The sequence below is a fragment of the Pseudomonas sp. S2_B10 genome, assembly GCF_054668425.1.
Window position 1 is genome coordinate 2,401,803 of record NZ_CP162768.1, and the last position, 14,320, is coordinate 2,416,122.

Genomic DNA, 14,320 nt, shown 5'->3' on the forward strand with positions numbered 1-14,320 from the left:
GTGGGAGCGAGCCTGCTCGCGAAGGCAGCAACTGGGTCTCACGGCAAGCGCAATACCACCTCAACCCCGCCCTCGACATTGCCAATGCGCATCACCCCGCCATGCAACTTGACCACTTCTTCAACGAAGTTCAGCCCCAGCCCGGTGCTTTTGCGTCCGCTGTCCGGGCGCGGCAACGAGTAGAAGCGTTCGGTCAGACGCGGCAAGGCGTAATCGGGAATCGGCGTGGTCTGGTTGAACAGGCGGAACTCGATCTGCTCGCCAACCCGCTCGGCGCTCAAGCGCAACAGGCCCTGCGCCGGGGTGAAATCCAGCGCGTTCTCAAGCAGATTGCCCAACGCCTGGCGTAGCAGAAACGGCTCGCCAATCAACAGCAGATCCTCGCCGATCGCTTGCTCGACGCGCAGTTGTTTGCCCTCGATCCGCGCGGCCTGCGCCTTGAGCAGTTCTGCGACCAACAGCGCCAGCGGTACTGCCACCCGTTCTTCCAGCCCTTGGCGCTGTTCGACCTGCGCCAGGTTGAGCAGGCGCTCGATCAACTGCTGCATCCGCGCGCTTTCGCTGTCGATGTTGCTGACAAAGCGCAAACGCTGGACGGCCGGCATCTCGCTTTGCAGCAACTCCGCCGCACCCCGGATCGCCGCCAGCGGACTTTTCAATTCATGGGTCAGGGTGTGCACATAACGCTCGACGTAGGCCTTGCCTTCGAGCTGCGTGCGCATCTGCTCGACCGCCGTCGCCAGTTGCTCCAGCTCGCCGCCGCGATAATGCGGCACTTCCACGCGCCGGCCTTCGCTGACCGCTTGGGCATAACCGGTCAAACGATGTAGCGCACGGCTCAGCCACCACGACAACAGTGCACCGAACAGCAGACCGAGGCCGATCAGTCCGGCGCCGTAAAACAGCAAGCGCCGCTCGGTGCGATCAACGTAGGGTTGCAACGAACTGTTGGGCTTGGCCACGGTGACCACGCCGATGATCTTGCCGTTGTCGCGGATCGGCGCACCGACGTGCATCACTGAAGAGCTCGGATCGTCAGGATCACTGCGGCTGGAGCGTGCGCCGTACTCGCCGCGCAGGGTCAGGTAGACGTCGTTCCAGCGCGAATAATCCTGGCCGACCGCGACGCCGCTGGAGTCGAGCACGACGATGCCCTTGGCGTCGGTGACGTAGATGCGGTGGTTGACCTGATTTTTCGGCAAGCCCCAGATGGTCGCTTGCGGTTGGCGCTCGCCATAGGCGCGGAGCAATTGCGGCCAGCGGTTCTCGCTGAGGGTGCCGGCCTTGAAATCGTCGCGCAGGATTTCTGCCATCAGGTTGGCGGTGTCCACCAGCGTCTCTTCGGTGGACTGACGCACGCCGGGGCGGATTTCTTCCATGACCGTGTTGAGGACGAAATAACCGGTCAGGCCGACAAACAGCACGTACACCAGAAAGATCCGCAGCCCCAGCGACATCAGCTGTGTCCCGGGCTGTAGCTGTAACCGAGGCCGCGATGGGTCTGGATCGGCTCGGCCTCGGCGCGCACCAGGCGCAACTTGGCGCGCAGGCTTTTGATGTGGCTGTCGATGCTGCGCTCGTAACCGGCATCAGCGGCAACGCCCAGCGCATCAAGCAATTGCTCGCGGCTGAACACTCGCTCAGGTTGTTCGAGCAGGCATTGCAACAAGCGGAATTCATGGCGGGTCAGGCTCAGCGGCTGGCCGCGATAGCTGATCTGCACGCGTTCGGCATCGATGCGAAACAGCGTTGAGCCTGCTTCCAGGGTTGGCCGCGGCGCCATGCGTTTGAGGATAGCTTTGACCCGCGCGGCCACTTCACGCGGGCTGAACGGCTTGACCACGTAATCGTCGGCACCGATCTCCAGGCCCACCACGCGGTCGATCTCGGCGTCGCGGGCGCTGAGAAACAGCACCGGCACTTCCGTGAAGCGCCGCAGTTGCTTGCAAGTCTCGAAGCCGCTGATGTCCGGCAAACCGATATCGAGAATGATCAGGTCGGCCGGCGTCTGCCGCTGATGCTCCAGCGCCGCCGCGCCGAGGTTCAGCCACGTGGTGCTGAACCCCTCGCCCTGCAAGGCAAAAATCAGTGTGTCGGCTATTGCCGCTTCGTCTTCGACAATCAGGATGTGCGGCATGGCGTCCGAGCCCGTGGCAGTTAGTGCGCGAACGGTGCCCCAAGCCCGGGGTTACGTCAATCAGACCACTTAGCAGTCAGGCTTGTCGGCGGTGTAACGCCGCGCCGGGTTGACCGCCGCGCCGAACTCACGCAAAGCCTTGGCGCCGATCAGCAGCGGATAGTTGAAGTGGCTGCGGTCGGTCAGATTGACCTCGACGGTGCGCTTGACGTTGCCCAGGCACAGTTCCAGATCGACCACCGGGCGCTTGGCGACATCGCTGCTGTCGCGCTCTTCATCGTCCTCGTCGGAACGGCTTTTGATCTTGCTGATCCGCGCGACCTTGTGCTCGAAAACCTTGTTGCTGGCGTCCTTGGTGGCGAGGCGGAAACGCACCCAGTCGTCGCCATCACGGGTGAACGTCTCGATGTCCTTGGCCGACAGCGAGGCGGTCAGCGCGCCGGTGTCCATCTTGGCCTTGAGCACTTCGCCACCGATTTCCGGCAGCGCGATGTACTCGTAGCGACCGTACAGCGTCGGCTCGGCGGCCATGACCGGCAGCGCAACGAGGGCAAACAGAGCAAGGAGGGATTTCACGTAAGGGGCTTCCTTGGAAATTGAGGGCGGCGGACTGGAGTTTTAGACACGCGCCGAGTTATTCGTTCGCTTCGGTCCTCTTCGCGAGCAGGCTCGCTCCCACATTTGAAATGCATTCCCCTGTGGGAGCGAGCCTGCTCGCGAAGAGGCCAGTGCATTCAGATCCAATCTTGAGCGAAGCATACCCGGCAAAAAGTGAAACATTCGTCAGCGCCGATTTGGCCTGTCGCGTGAAGCTGCTTATCATGGCTCGCCCCTGCCACTTCATAGAGTTGCTTATGCGCCGCCTGCTCACCGGCTGTTTCGTCACCCTGCTGCTGTTGCTCAACACCCTGATCCTGATCGGGCCGTTGATGGTGTTTGCCCTGCTCAAGCTGGTCGCACCCGGGCGCTGGCGGGATTACGCGTCGGGGGCGGTGATGTGGATCGCCGAGACCTGGGCCGAAATCGACAAGCTGATCTTCCAGCTGTGCATCCCGACGCAGTGGGACATTCGCGGCGGCGACGATCTGCGCCGCGACACGTCCTATCTGGTGGTCAGCAACCATCAATCGTGGGTCGACATTCCGGCACTGATCCAGACCCTCAACCGGCGCACGCCGTTCTTCAAGTTCTTTCTGAAGAAAGAGCTGATCTGGGTGCCGTTCCTGGGCTTGGCGTGGTGGGCGCTGGATTACCCGTTCATGAAGCGCTACACCAAAGCCTTTCTGGCAAAGAACCCCGAGCTGGCAGGCAAGGATCTGGAAATCACCAAAGCGGCGTGCGAGCTGTTCAAGCGCCAGCCGGTGACGGTGGTGAATTATCTGGAAGGCACGCGCTACACCCTGGCGAAAAGCACCCAGCAGGAATCACCGTTCAACCACTTGCTCAAACCCAAGGCCGGCGGCGTGGCGTTCGTGCTGGCGGCGATGGGTGAACAGCTCGACGCGATGCTCGACGTGACGGTGGTGTATCCGCAGGAAAAGATCCCGGGCTTCTGGGACCTGATCAGCGGCAACGTGCCGCGAGTGATCATCGACATCAGGACCCGCGAACTCGACCCGGCGCTGTGGCAGGGCGATTACGAGAAAGATCCGGCGTTTCGCCAGCGCGTCCAGAACTGGGTCAACCAGCTCTGGACCGAGAAGGATCAGCGCATCGTCGAGCTGCGCAACGAGCGCGGCTGACTCAAGTGCCGGTGCCGGTGCCCCAGATGCTGCCCAGGCTGCTCAACAGCGAACCACCGACGCCCTGCTGACCGAGATATTGCAGCAACACCGGGGCAAACTGGCCGATCATGCCGCTGTCCATGCCCAGCGCGCTGAACGCGTTGTTCAGGTCGTTAGTGTCTTTGACATTGCCCAGCGCATTTTCAAGACCTGCGGACTTGCCGGACGAACCGAGCAAAGCCCCGAGCGCCGCCAGATTGCCGCTGCCACCGGACAGTTTGTCGATGCCCGGCACTTCCTTGGCCAGTTGCGAGTAGTCGGTGCTGCTCAACTGATTCTTCGCCAGCCCGAGCATCGCACTGGTACCGCCAACAGCCTGCTCCGGCGTGACGTCCAGCGCACTCAGCGCACTCAACAAACCAGCGGTCTCCGAGGTCGGCGCCGCAGCGGCCGCCTTGTCACCACCCTGCATCCCCGCTACCGCACCGGCCACGTCGTTCAAACTGAACCCGGCAAACACCGGCCCGGCCGCCAGAGTCAGGAGCGATGCCAGGGCAAAACCGCGTGAAATCTTCATTCAGACATCCTCTTGTGGAAAAGCTGCCACCGGACAACGGCGACGAAACTGCCGATTTGACCGGGTATTGGGCGGCATGTTCCTCGCGGCGCATCCCCTTCTCTACGCACTCACCTAAATGAATTGTTCAATCGTTGAATAGCCACTTCACTATTCGACTTCACACTGAAAACCCGACTATTTATTTCGATTGGAACTAACCAACTGTCAGATCTGACAGTTGGCAGTCATAACGATGCAAGTGAATATCTCCACTCCAATTACGTAACGGAGTACGAAAAGATGAAGTTGAAAATTGTCACTGGCGCCCTGCTTGGTCTGACCATGATGAGTACTGCCTATGCTGCAACCTGCCCAACGATATCAGTGACTCATGCGCAAGGCGCCGAAGATGTAACCTTCACTTCTGCCCGACTTAAAGATAAAGACACTGCTAATTCAGTTGTCATCTGCCGATACGAAGGTGAGGCAGACCTTGGCGTCTCGGCTGGCTACAGAAACGACACTCCGGTTCAAGCCACCGGTAGCAATTGGAATGGTGATGAGTGTGCAACCAAGGATGGTGACGCCCGCAAATGCGCCTTTAAATAACTGATCGTGTTCAGAACAAAAAAGGGCAGCCCGATCGGCTGCCCTTCTTACATGGGTAGAACTTACGCCGCACTGAACAACTTATGCGGATCAATCACAAACTTCTTCGGCACGCCCGCATCGAACTCGCCGTAACCTTCTGGCGCCTGATCGAGGCTGATCACTTGCACGCCGACTACTTCAGCGATGTTGATGCGATCCCACATGATCGCCTGCATCAGTTGGCGGTTGTACTTCATCACTGGAGTTTGCCCAGTGTGGAAGCTGTGGGATTTCGCCCAGCCCAAGCCGAAGCGAATGCTCAGGCTGCCCATTTTCGCGGCAGCGTCGACGGCGCCCGGATCTTCGGTGACGTACAGGCCCGGGATACCGATCTTGCCGGCAACGCGCACCACGCCCATCAGTGAGTTGAGCACCGTGGCCGGGGCTTCGGCCTTGACGCCGTCGTGGCCGTGGCCGCGTGCTTCAAAGCCAACGCAGTCCACCGCGCAATCGACTTCCGGCTCGCCCAGCAGCGCGGCGATCTGTTCGTGCAGCGGGGTGTCTTTGGACAGGTCGACGACCTCAAAGCCCTGGGCCTTGGCGTGGGCCAGGCGGATGGTGTTGACGTCGCCGACAATCACCACCGCAGCACCGAGCAAACGTGCGGAAGCGGCAGCGGCCAGGCCGACCGGACCGGCGCCGGCGATGTAAACGCTGCTGCCCGGACCGACGCCGGCAGTAACCGCGCCGTGATAGCCGGTCGGGAGGATGTCGGAGAGGCAGGTCAGGTCGCGGATTTTCTCCATGGCCTTGTCGCGATCCGGCAGTTTCAGCAGGTTGAAGTCGGCGTACGGCACTAGCACGTATTCAGCCTGGCCACCGGTCCAGTCGCCCATGTCGACGTAACCGTATGCGCCGCCGGCACGGGCCGGGTTGACGGTCAGGCAGACGCCGGTGTGTTGCTCTTTGCAGGAACGGCAGCGCCCGCAAGCCACGTTGAACGGAACGGAGACCAGATCGCCGATCTTCAGGTTTTCGACGTCGGAGCCCTTTTCGATCACCTCACCGGTGATCTCGTGCCCCAGCACCAGACCGGTCTGCGCCGTGGTCCGGCCGCGCACCATATGCTGGTCGGAGCCGCAGATGTTGGTGGAAACCACTTTGAGAATGACCCCATGCTCGATCTTGCGACCGCGCGGGTCCTGCATTTTCGGGTAGTCGATTTTCTGTACTTCGACCTTGCCAGCGCCGAGATACACCACACCACGATTGCCAGACATGCTTTCACCTCGCTGTTGTTTTTATGGAACTGCGTTGCCCCGGTTGGGCAGCGCGTTGAGTGCTCGGGTATTGCTTGTTGGTCTTGCGTTGTTTGTTACGGCCCCTTCGCGAGCAGGCTCGATCCCACATTGGAATGCATACCCTGTGGGAGCGAGCCTGCTCGCGAAAGCGATCTAGAGAACGACGGTTCTGTTGGCGTTCAAAAAAACTCGTCTTTCGATGTGATACCCAACCGCCCGCGCCAAGGTCAGGCCTTCGATATCCCGGCCCTTGGCAATCAGGTCTTCGGGGTAATGACTGTGATCCACCGCCTCGACGCCTTGGGCAATGATCGGCCCTTCATCAAGGTCGTTATTGATGTAATGCGCCGTCGCGCCCACCAGTTTCACGCCCTTGTTGTAAGCCTGGTGATAAGGCTTGGCGCCCTTGAAGCCCGGCAACAGCGAGTGATGAATGTTGATCGCCTTGCCGTCGAGCTTGCGGCACAGCTCCGGCGATAGCACCTGCATGTAGCGGGCGAGGATCACCAGTTCGGCGCCGGCTTCTTCGATCACCTGCCAGACCTGACGCTCCTGCGCCGGCTTGTCATTGGGGTCGAGAGGGAAATGGTAGTAGGGAATCTGGTGCCAGTCGGCCAACGGCTTGAGATCCGGATGGTTGGACACCACCGCCGCGACGTCCATCGACAACTGGCCGATGCGCTGGCGATAGAGCAAGTCGTTGAGGCAGTGATCGGCCTTGGAGACCATGATCACCACTTTCGGCCGGTAGTTCGGTGCGGTCAGTTCGAAGAGCATGCCGAACGCCTGCCCGCGCTCGGCCAGCCCGGCGCGGAAGGATTGTTCGTCGAAGCCGTCGGGCTGACGGAATTCCACGCGAATGAAGAAACGCCCGGAGAGGCGGTCATCGAACGAGTGGTGCTCGGTGACGTAACAGCCCTGCTCGAACAGAAAACGCGTGACCGCGTCCACCGTGCCGAGGACGCTGGGGCAGTCGGCGGTCAGAATCCATGTGTCTGGGGCGCGGCTCATGGTGCGGTGACTCCTGTTCGTTGTGCGGGGTGTCAGGTTTTCCCTCACCCTAGCCCTCTCCCAGAGGGAGAGGGGACTGACCGAGGTGTTCTTTCGAGCTACGCCGACCTGAAATAGCGCGTCGAACTCAGGCTCGAAAAACACACAAATCTGCTCCCTTTCCCCCTCTCCCCCTCAGGGGGAGAGGGCTGGGGTGAGGGGGTGGCTTTTGATCTTCAGGCCTGAACGCTCAGCCCGTACTCGGCCGAAGCATCCTGCAACCACAACCACCAGTAATCCGAGAAGCTGCGACGGATCAGCAATTCCCAGGTGTCTTCCGCCGTATGACGGATCATCAACTGCGACTTGGCGAACACCGTGCCCACCGCTTTGCCGACCGGGAAGCTGTTCGGGTGCACGTCGTAGCTGGTCGACTTCATCAGCACCTGACGCACGTTCGGGCCGCTTAATTCGAGAATCTGCTGGCCGCCGCTGACGTTCACGATAGCAATGTGCAGATCGCCCAGCGCTTCGCGCAGTTTCTGCTCGGCGGCGAATTCCTCACCGCTTGGCACAATCAGCAGCCACTCGTCCGGGCCCATCCATTGCAGGCTGGTTTCGCCTTTGACGATTACGCTCAGCGCACCGGGCAATTCAATGCCAAGCGCCTTGTGCACACCGGCAGCGAACGCGGCATCGTGACCATCACCACGAATGGTCAGGTGGCCGAGGAGTTTCTTTTCCCGCACGATCACGCCGGCGTTCTTGCGGCCCTTGCCGACCAGGCTGGCGAGGTCGGCATGGTGCAGCGACGACTCGGCACGGGCGCCGGTGGTCGGGCGTTGCTGGTAAACATTGGCTGTGGTCATAAAGCACCTTCTGAATTCTGTTGGTTCCTGTGGTTGCTGTGCCGCCGCCTTCGCGAGCAGGCTCGCTCCCACAGGGGAACGCGATCGAATGTGGGAGCGAGCCTGCTCGCGAATAGCCGCCCGCCCACCGCTCCCGAGGTTGTCAGATGTTCTGCCGCTCACCCTTCGGATCGAAGAACACCGAAGAAACAATCTCCGCCTCGATCACGCTGCCATCGGCCAGCGGTGCGAACACCCGCTCGCCCATGCGCTTGAGACCGCCCTTGACCACACCCATGGCAAACGAATAACCGAGGGAGTTGTGCGCGTAGCTGGAGGTCACGTGGCCGACCATGGTCATCGGGATCGCCTGTTTGGTGTTGAACACCAGCTGCGCACCTTCCGGCAGCCATTTGGTCGGATCGATCGGCTTGAGGCCCACCAGTTGTTTGCGCTGATCCTTGACGCAATCTTCGCGGTTCATGCCACGCTGGCCGATCCACGAGAACGGTTTGGTGCGACCGACACACCAGCCCATGTTCAGGTCGTCCGGGGTCATCGAGCCGTCGGTGTCCTGGCCGACGATGATGAAGCCCTTCTCGGCCCGCAGCACGTGCATGGTTTCGGTGCCGTACGGCGTCAGGTTGTACTGCTTGCCGGCCTCGACGATTTTCTCCAGCACGCCCATCGCATAATCGGCCTGCACGTTGACTTCGTACGACAGCTCACCAGTGAACGAAATACGGAACACCCGCGCCGGCACATCGCCGACCAGACCTTCTTTCCAGGTCATGAACGGGAACGCTTCGTTGCTCAGATCAATGTCGGTCACGGCGCTGAGCAGCTTGCGGCTGTTCGGCCCGGACAGGGTCATGGTTGCCCAGTGATCGGTAACGGAGGTGAAGTACACCTTCATATCCGGCCATTCGGTCTGGTGGTACAGCTCCAGCCATTGCAGCACGCGAGCCGCGCCGCCGGTGGTGGTGGTCATGACGAAATGGTTGTCGGCCAGGCAAGCCGTCACACCGTCGTCGAAGACCATGCCGTCTTCCTTGCACATCAAACCGTAGCGAGCCTTGCCCACGTCGAGCTTGGTCCAGGCGTTGGTGTACACGCGGTTGAGAAACTCGCGGGCATCCGGGCCTTGAATGTCGATCTTGCCGAGGGTCGAAGCATCGAGCAGGCCAACGCTGTCGCGCACGGCTTTGCATTCGCGCTTGACCGCCGCGTGCAGGTCTTCACCGTTTTTCGGGAAGTACCAGGGACGTTTCCACTGACCGACGTCTTCAAACTCGGCGCCGTTCTTCACATGCCAGGCATGCAGCGCGGTGTAGCGCACCGGTTCGAAGATGTGCCCGCAGTGTCGACCGGCCACGGCGCCGAAGGTCACCGGCGTGTAGTTCGGACGGAACATGGTGGTGCCCATCTGCGGGATGGTCACGTTCAGCGAACGGGCGGCAATGGCCAGACCGTTGACGTTGCCGAGCTTGCCCTGATCGGTGCCGAAGCCCAGCGCGGTGTAGCGTTTGACGTGCTCGACCGACTCGAAACCTTCGCGGGTCGCCAATTCGATACCACCGGCGGTGACGTCGTTCTGGAAGTCGACGAATTGCTTCGGTGCACGCGCCGAGTTCTTCTCGTGCGGCACCTGGAACAGCGCCAGGGTCGGCTCTTCGAGACGGCTCAGGGCTTTCGGCAACACGCCTTCGACGGTCTGGAAACCGGCTTCAGCGGCAGCGCGCACGCCACCTTCGAAACCGTCGGCCAGCGAATCGCCCAGCGCGTAGACGCCATTGATGCCACCGACGCACACGCGCTTCTGCGGTGCTTCGCCCGGTACGAAACCGAGAATGTCTTCGCGCCAGACCGGTTTGCCGCCGAGGTGCGAAGCCAGGTGAACCACCGGGCTGTAACCACCGGAGCTGGCCACCAGATCGCAGTCGAGCCATTCGCCCGGACTGGTTACGGCGTGTGCTTTGACGTCAATCGCGGCGACGCGGGCAGCGGTCACACGCTTGCTGCCACGCACTTCGATGACGGCGCTGCCGGTGAGGATGCGAATGCCTTTGGCGCGCGCTTCTTCGACCAATGCACCGCGCGGATTGCTGCGGGCATCAGCGATGGCGACCACTTGCAGACTGGCATCGAGCCAATCCAGAGCGACGCGATAGGCGTGATCGTTGTTGGTCGACAGCACCAGTTTTTTGCCCGGCGCTACGCCATAACGACGCACGTAGGTCGACACCGCGCCGGCTAGCATGTTGCCCGGCACGTCGTTGTTGCCGTACACCAGCGGACGCTCGTGGGCGCCGGTCGCCAGCACCACGCGCTTGGCGCGGACACGGTGGATGCGCTGCCGCACCTGACCGATCGGCGCGCGGTCGCCGAGGTGATCGGTCAGGCGTTCGTGAATGGTCAGGAAGTTGTGGTCGTGGTAACCGTTGACCGTGGCGCGCGGCAACAGCAGCACGTCCGGGGTGTTCTTCAATTCAGCGATGACACTGGCGACCCATTCCATCGCCGGTTTGCCGTCGAGGCTTTCGCGCGAGTCGAGCAGGCTGCCGCCGAACTCTTCCTGCTCATCGGCCAGAATCACGCGGGCACCGCTGCGCGCAGCGGCCAGGGCTGCGGCGAGACCGGCCGGGCCGGCACCGACGATCAGCACGTCGCAGTGCTGGTTCATGTAGTCGTAGGTGTCCGGATCGTTCTCGGTCGGCGAACGGCCGAGGCCGGCAGCCTTGCGGATGTACTTCTCGTAAGTCATCCAGAACGATTGCGGGTACATGAAGGTTTTGTAGTAGAAACCCGGCGGCATCAGCTTGCCGCCGACCTTGCCGAGAATCCCCATCATGTCGTTGTTGACGCTCGGCCAGCCATTGGTGCTGGTGGCGACCAGGCCCTGATACAACGCCTGTTGCGTGGCGCGCACGTTGGGAATCTGCGTGGCTTCGGTGGCACCGATCTGCAGCACGGCGTTCGGTTCTTCGGAACCGGCCGCGAAGATGCCGCGAGGACGCGAATACTTGAAGCTGCGGCCGATGATATCGACGCCGTTGGCAATCAGTGCAGCAGCCAGCGAGTCGCCTTCATAGCCTTTGTAGGTCTGGCCGTTGAAGGTGAAGCTCAGCACTTTGTTGCGGTCGATCCGTCCACCGTTGGACAGGCGATTGGTCTGGCTCATACCTTCTCTCCCAGCGCCGTCGTGGCTGTTTTCGCAGTGCCAGCCTTGTCGGTGAATTGCGGCTTCTCGCCGATCTTGTAGCTCTCGAGAATCTCGTAGGTCACGGTATCGCGAGTGACGTTGAAGTACTGGCGGCAACCGGCAACGTGGTCCCACAACTCGTGGTGCAGACCGCGCGGGTTATCGCGGAAGAACATGTAATCACCCCACTCTTCATCAGTGCAGGCGCCAGGGTCGAGCGGGCGCGGGATGTGCGCCTGACCGGATGCGTGGAATTCCTCTTCAGAGCGCAGTTCGCCGCAGTGAGGACAGAAGATATGCAACATGGGGATTTCTCCTGTTAGTGGGCAACCGCAGCAGCGCCGTGTTCATCGATCAACGCACCGTTGTGGAAACGGTCGATGGAGAAAGGTGCAGCCAATGGGTGCATTTCACCCTTGGCCAGACTCGCGGCAAACACGTTGCCCGAGCCAGGCGTTGCCTTGAAACCGCCGGTGCCCCAACCGCAGTTGAAGAACATGTTCGGGACCGGAGTTTTCGAAATGATCGGGCAGGCGTCCGGCGTGGTGTCGACGATACCGCCCCACTGGCGGTTCATGCGTACGCGGGACAACACCGGGAACATCTCGACGATGGCCTGGATGGTGTGTTCGATTACCGGGTACGAACCACGCTGGCCGTAGCCGTTGTAGCCGTCGATACCGGCGCCGATCACCAGGTCGCCCTTGTCGGACTGGCTGATGTAACCGTGTACGGCGTTGGACATGATCACGCTGTCGATAATCGGCTTGATCGGCTCGGACACCAGCGCTTGCAGCGGGTGGGATTCGATCGGCAGGCGGAAACCGGCAAGCTTGGCCATGTGCCCGGAGTTACCGGCCGTCACCACGCCGACGCGCTTGGCGCCGATGAAACCCTTGTTGGTTTCGACGCCGATGCACACACCGTTTTCCTTGCGGAAACCGATCACTTCGGTCTGCTGGATCAGGTCCACGCCCAAGGCATCGGCGGCACGCGCGAAGCCCCAGGCCACGGCATCGTGTCGGGCGACGCCGCCGCGACGCTGCACGGTTGCGCCCATGATCGGGTAGCGGGTGTTTTTCGAGCAGTCCAGGTACGGAATCTCGTCCGCAACCTGCTTGGCGTCGAGCAATTCGCCGTCGACGCCGTTGAGGCGGTTGGCGCTGACCCGACGCTCGGAATCACGGATGTCCTGCAGGGTGTGGCACAGGTTATAAACGCCGCGCTGGGAGAACATCACGTTGTAGTTGAGATCCTGCGACAGGCCTTCCCACAATTTCATCGCGTGTTCGTAGAGGTGCGCCGACTCGTCCCACAGGTAGTTGGAGCGCACGATGGTGGTGTTGCGCGCGGTGTTACCGCCGCCCAGCCAGCCCTTCTCGACCACGGCGACATTGGTGATGCCGTGCTCCTTGGCCAGATAGTAGGCCGTCGCCAGGCCGTGCCCGCCGCCGCCGACGATGACCACGTCGTAGACTTTTTCGGCGTTGGCGTGCGCCACATGCGCTGCCAGTTTTCGTGGTGGCTGAGCGAGTGTTTGAACAGGCCGAAGCCGGAATAGCGTTGCATAGTCATTACTCCAAAACCGACTCAGCGATAAACCGGGAAGTCTGCGCACAGGGCCGAGACCTGCTGGGCGACATCGGCCTCGACATCGGCGTCGCCGAGGTTGTCGAGGATGTCGCAGATCCAGCCGGCGAGGGTTTCGCACTGGCTGACCTTGAAGCCGCGCGTGGTCACCGCCGGGGTGCCGATGCGCAGGCCCGAGGTCACGAACGGCGACTGCGGGTCGTTCGGCACGGCGTTCTTGTTCACCGTGATGTGGGCACGGCCCAGCGCGGCGTCGGCGTCCTTGCCGGTCAGGCCCTGACGGATCAGGCTGACCAGGAACAGATGGTTGTCGGTGCCGCCGGACACAACATCGTAGCCGCGCTTGATGAACACGCTGGCCATCGCCTGGGCGTTGTCGATCACTTGTTGCTGATAAGCCTTGAAGCCAGGCTCCAGTGCTTCCTTGAAGCACACCGCTTTACCGGCGATGACGTGCATCAGCGGGCCGCCCTGGGCACCGGGAAAAACGGCGGCGTTGAGCTTCTTCTCGATCTCTTCGTTGGACTTGGCCAGGATCAGCCCGCCACGCGGACCGCGCAGGGTCTTGTGCGTGGTGGTAGTGACCACGTCGGCGTACGGCAGCGGGTTCGGGTACAGGCCGGCAGCAACCAGACCGGCGACGTGGGCCATGTCGACGAACAGCAGCGCACCGACCTTGTCGGCGATCTGACGGAAGCGCGGGAAGTCCAGAGTCTTTGAGTAAGCGGAGAAACCGGCAACGATCATTTTCGGTTTGCACTCGACGGCCAGACGCTCGACTTCGTCGTAGTCGATCAGCCCGGTGTCGGTGTTGATGCCGTACTGCACGGCGTTGTAGAGCTTGCCCGAGGACGACACTTTGGCGCCGTGGGTCAGGTGACCGCCGTGGGCCAGGCTCATGCCGAGGATAGTGTCGCCCGGCTGGATCAGCGCCAGATACACGGCGCTGTTGGCCGAGGAGCCGGAGTGCGGCTGGACGTTGGCGTAGTCGGCGCCGAACAGTTGCTTGGCGCGTTCGATGGCCAGTGCTTCGACCTTGTCCACATGCTCGCAGCCACCGTAGTAGCGCTTGCCCGGATAGCCTTCGGCGTATTTGTTGGTCAGGCCGCTGCCTTGCGCCTGCATGACGCGCTTGCTGGTGTAGTTCTCCGACGCGATCAGCTCGATGTGATCTTCCTGACGTTGCTCCTCGGCATTCATCGCCGCCAGCAGTGCATCGTCGTAACCCTGGATCTGGTCTTGCTTGCTGAACATCGCGTCTCTCCCAGCGGCATCTGTGCGCCATTCGTCTCGGTAAGGCACTGGCAATGATGGCAGTGCCCTTTGATGCGATGGTATGACCGGCACAGACAGCTCAAATGCCTGCGCGCGCCACGCA

The 14,320-nt window shown here is 61.6% G+C and carries 12 protein-coding genes and 1 pseudogene; 2 read left to right on the top strand and 11 right to left on the bottom strand.

Annotated features, from left to right (window positions below):
- Positions 1-38: 38 nt before the first annotated feature.
- From creC to rloA2, 3 genes are all read right to left on the bottom strand, one after another.
- Positions 39-1,457: a two-component system sensor histidine kinase CreC gene (gene creC / locus AB4O45_RS10790; RefSeq protein ID WP_460161387.1), complete on the bottom strand. Its 1,419-nt coding sequence runs from the start codon at positions 1,455-1,457 to the stop codon at positions 39-41.
- Positions 1,457-2,137: a two-component system response regulator CreB gene (gene creB / locus AB4O45_RS10795; protein ID WP_016772840.1), complete on the bottom strand. Its 681-nt coding sequence runs from the start codon at positions 2,135-2,137 to the stop codon at positions 1,457-1,459. The genes creC and creB overlap by 1 nt, the downstream gene beginning before the upstream one ends.
- Positions 2,138-2,206: 69 nt before the next feature.
- Complete coding sequence (gene rloA2 / locus AB4O45_RS10800) at positions 2,207-2,713, bottom strand: retropepsin-like aspartic peptidase RloA2 (RefSeq protein ID WP_041476742.1); 507 nt, start codon at positions 2,711-2,713, stop codon at positions 2,207-2,209.
- Positions 2,714-2,991: 278 nt separating this feature from the next.
- Here rloA2 and AB4O45_RS10805 point away from each other — a divergent pair, with 278 nt between their 5' ends.
- On the top strand, positions 2,992-3,879 hold the full coding sequence (locus tag AB4O45_RS10805) for an acyltransferase (RefSeq protein ID WP_460161388.1): 888 nt from the start codon (positions 2,992-2,994) through the stop codon (positions 3,877-3,879).
- A 1-nt stretch (position 3,880) separates the two neighbouring features.
- Here the strand turns inward: AB4O45_RS10805 and AB4O45_RS10810 are convergent, their stop codons facing one another.
- Positions 3,881-4,438, bottom strand: coding sequence for a DUF2780 domain-containing protein (locus AB4O45_RS10810; protein WP_016772837.1), 558 nt, complete (start codon positions 4,436-4,438; stop codon positions 3,881-3,883).
- Positions 4,439-4,720: 282 nt separating this feature from the next.
- Between AB4O45_RS10810 and AB4O45_RS10815 the strand changes: the two genes are divergently transcribed.
- Complete coding sequence (locus AB4O45_RS10815) at positions 4,721-5,029, top strand: hypothetical protein (RefSeq protein ID WP_056786558.1); 309 nt, start codon at positions 4,721-4,723, stop codon at positions 5,027-5,029.
- Between the two features lie 62 nt (positions 5,030-5,091).
- Here AB4O45_RS10815 and fdhA read toward each other — a convergent pair whose 3' ends face one another.
- From fdhA to glyA, 7 genes and pseudogenes are all read right to left on the bottom strand, one after another.
- Entirely contained in the window at positions 5,092-6,291 is a 1,200-nt protein-coding gene (fdhA, locus tag AB4O45_RS10820; RefSeq protein WP_016772834.1) for a formaldehyde dehydrogenase, glutathione-independent, read from the bottom strand.
- A gap of 174 nt (positions 6,292-6,465) precedes the next feature.
- Entirely contained in the window at positions 6,466-7,323 is an 858-nt protein-coding gene (gene purU, locus AB4O45_RS10825; RefSeq protein WP_039757644.1) for a formyltetrahydrofolate deformylase, read from the bottom strand.
- A 215-nt stretch (positions 7,324-7,538) separates the two neighbouring features.
- On the bottom strand, positions 7,539-8,171 hold the full coding sequence (locus tag AB4O45_RS10830) for a sarcosine oxidase subunit gamma (RefSeq protein WP_126367130.1): 633 nt from the start codon (positions 8,169-8,171) through the stop codon (positions 7,539-7,541).
- Between the two features lie 142 nt (positions 8,172-8,313).
- A complete protein-coding gene (locus AB4O45_RS10835) occupies positions 8,314-11,331 on the bottom strand; it encodes a sarcosine oxidase subunit alpha (protein WP_071173849.1) in 3,018 nt (1,005 codons plus the stop codon).
- The gene (locus AB4O45_RS10840; RefSeq protein ID WP_090286971.1) at positions 11,328-11,657 is read right to left on the bottom strand and encodes a sarcosine oxidase subunit delta; all 330 of its coding nucleotides are present in this window, start codon (positions 11,655-11,657) and stop codon (positions 11,328-11,330) included. Before AB4O45_RS10840 ends, AB4O45_RS10835 begins: the two co-directional genes overlap by 4 nt.
- A 14-nt stretch (positions 11,658-11,671) precedes the next feature.
- Positions 11,672-12,921: pseudogene (locus AB4O45_RS10845) on the bottom strand (sarcosine oxidase subunit beta family protein).
- 21 nt (positions 12,922-12,942) lie between these two features.
- On the bottom strand, positions 12,943-14,196 hold the full coding sequence (gene glyA, locus AB4O45_RS10850) for a serine hydroxymethyltransferase (RefSeq protein ID WP_252886907.1): 1,254 nt from the start codon (positions 14,194-14,196) through the stop codon (positions 12,943-12,945).
- Between the last annotated feature and the right edge of the window lie 124 nt (positions 14,197-14,320).

Coding starts and splice junctions, on each gene's coding strand:
- AB4O45_RS10835 (WP_071173849.1), bottom strand. CDS start 11,331: ATGAGCCAGACCAATCGCCTGTCCAACGGTGGACGGATCGACCGCAAC.
- AB4O45_RS10805 (WP_460161388.1), top strand. CDS start 2,992: ATGCGCCGCCTGCTCACCGGCTGTTTCGTCACCCTGCTGCTGTTGCTC.
- AB4O45_RS10840 (WP_090286971.1), bottom strand. CDS start 11,657: ATGTTGCATATCTTCTGTCCTCACTGCGGCGAACTGCGCTCTGAAGAG.
- glyA (WP_252886907.1), bottom strand. CDS start 14,196: ATGTTCAGCAAGCAAGACCAGATCCAGGGTTACGACGATGCACTGCTG.
- AB4O45_RS10830 (WP_126367130.1), bottom strand. CDS start 8,171: ATGACCACAGCCAATGTTTACCAGCAACGCCCGACCACCGGCGCCCGT.
- creC (WP_460161387.1), bottom strand. CDS start 1,457: ATGTCGCTGGGGCTGCGGATCTTTCTGGTGTACGTGCTGTTTGTCGGC.
- fdhA (WP_016772834.1), bottom strand. CDS start 6,291: ATGTCTGGCAATCGTGGTGTGGTGTATCTCGGCGCTGGCAAGGTCGAA.
- AB4O45_RS10815 (WP_056786558.1), top strand. CDS start 4,721: ATGAAGTTGAAAATTGTCACTGGCGCCCTGCTTGGTCTGACCATGATG.
- AB4O45_RS10810 (WP_016772837.1), bottom strand. CDS start 4,438: ATGAAGATTTCACGCGGTTTTGCCCTGGCATCGCTCCTGACTCTGGCG.
- purU (WP_039757644.1), bottom strand. CDS start 7,323: ATGAGCCGCGCCCCAGACACATGGATTCTGACCGCCGACTGCCCCAGC.
- creB (WP_016772840.1), bottom strand. CDS start 2,137: ATGCCGCACATCCTGATTGTCGAAGACGAAGCGGCAATAGCCGACACA.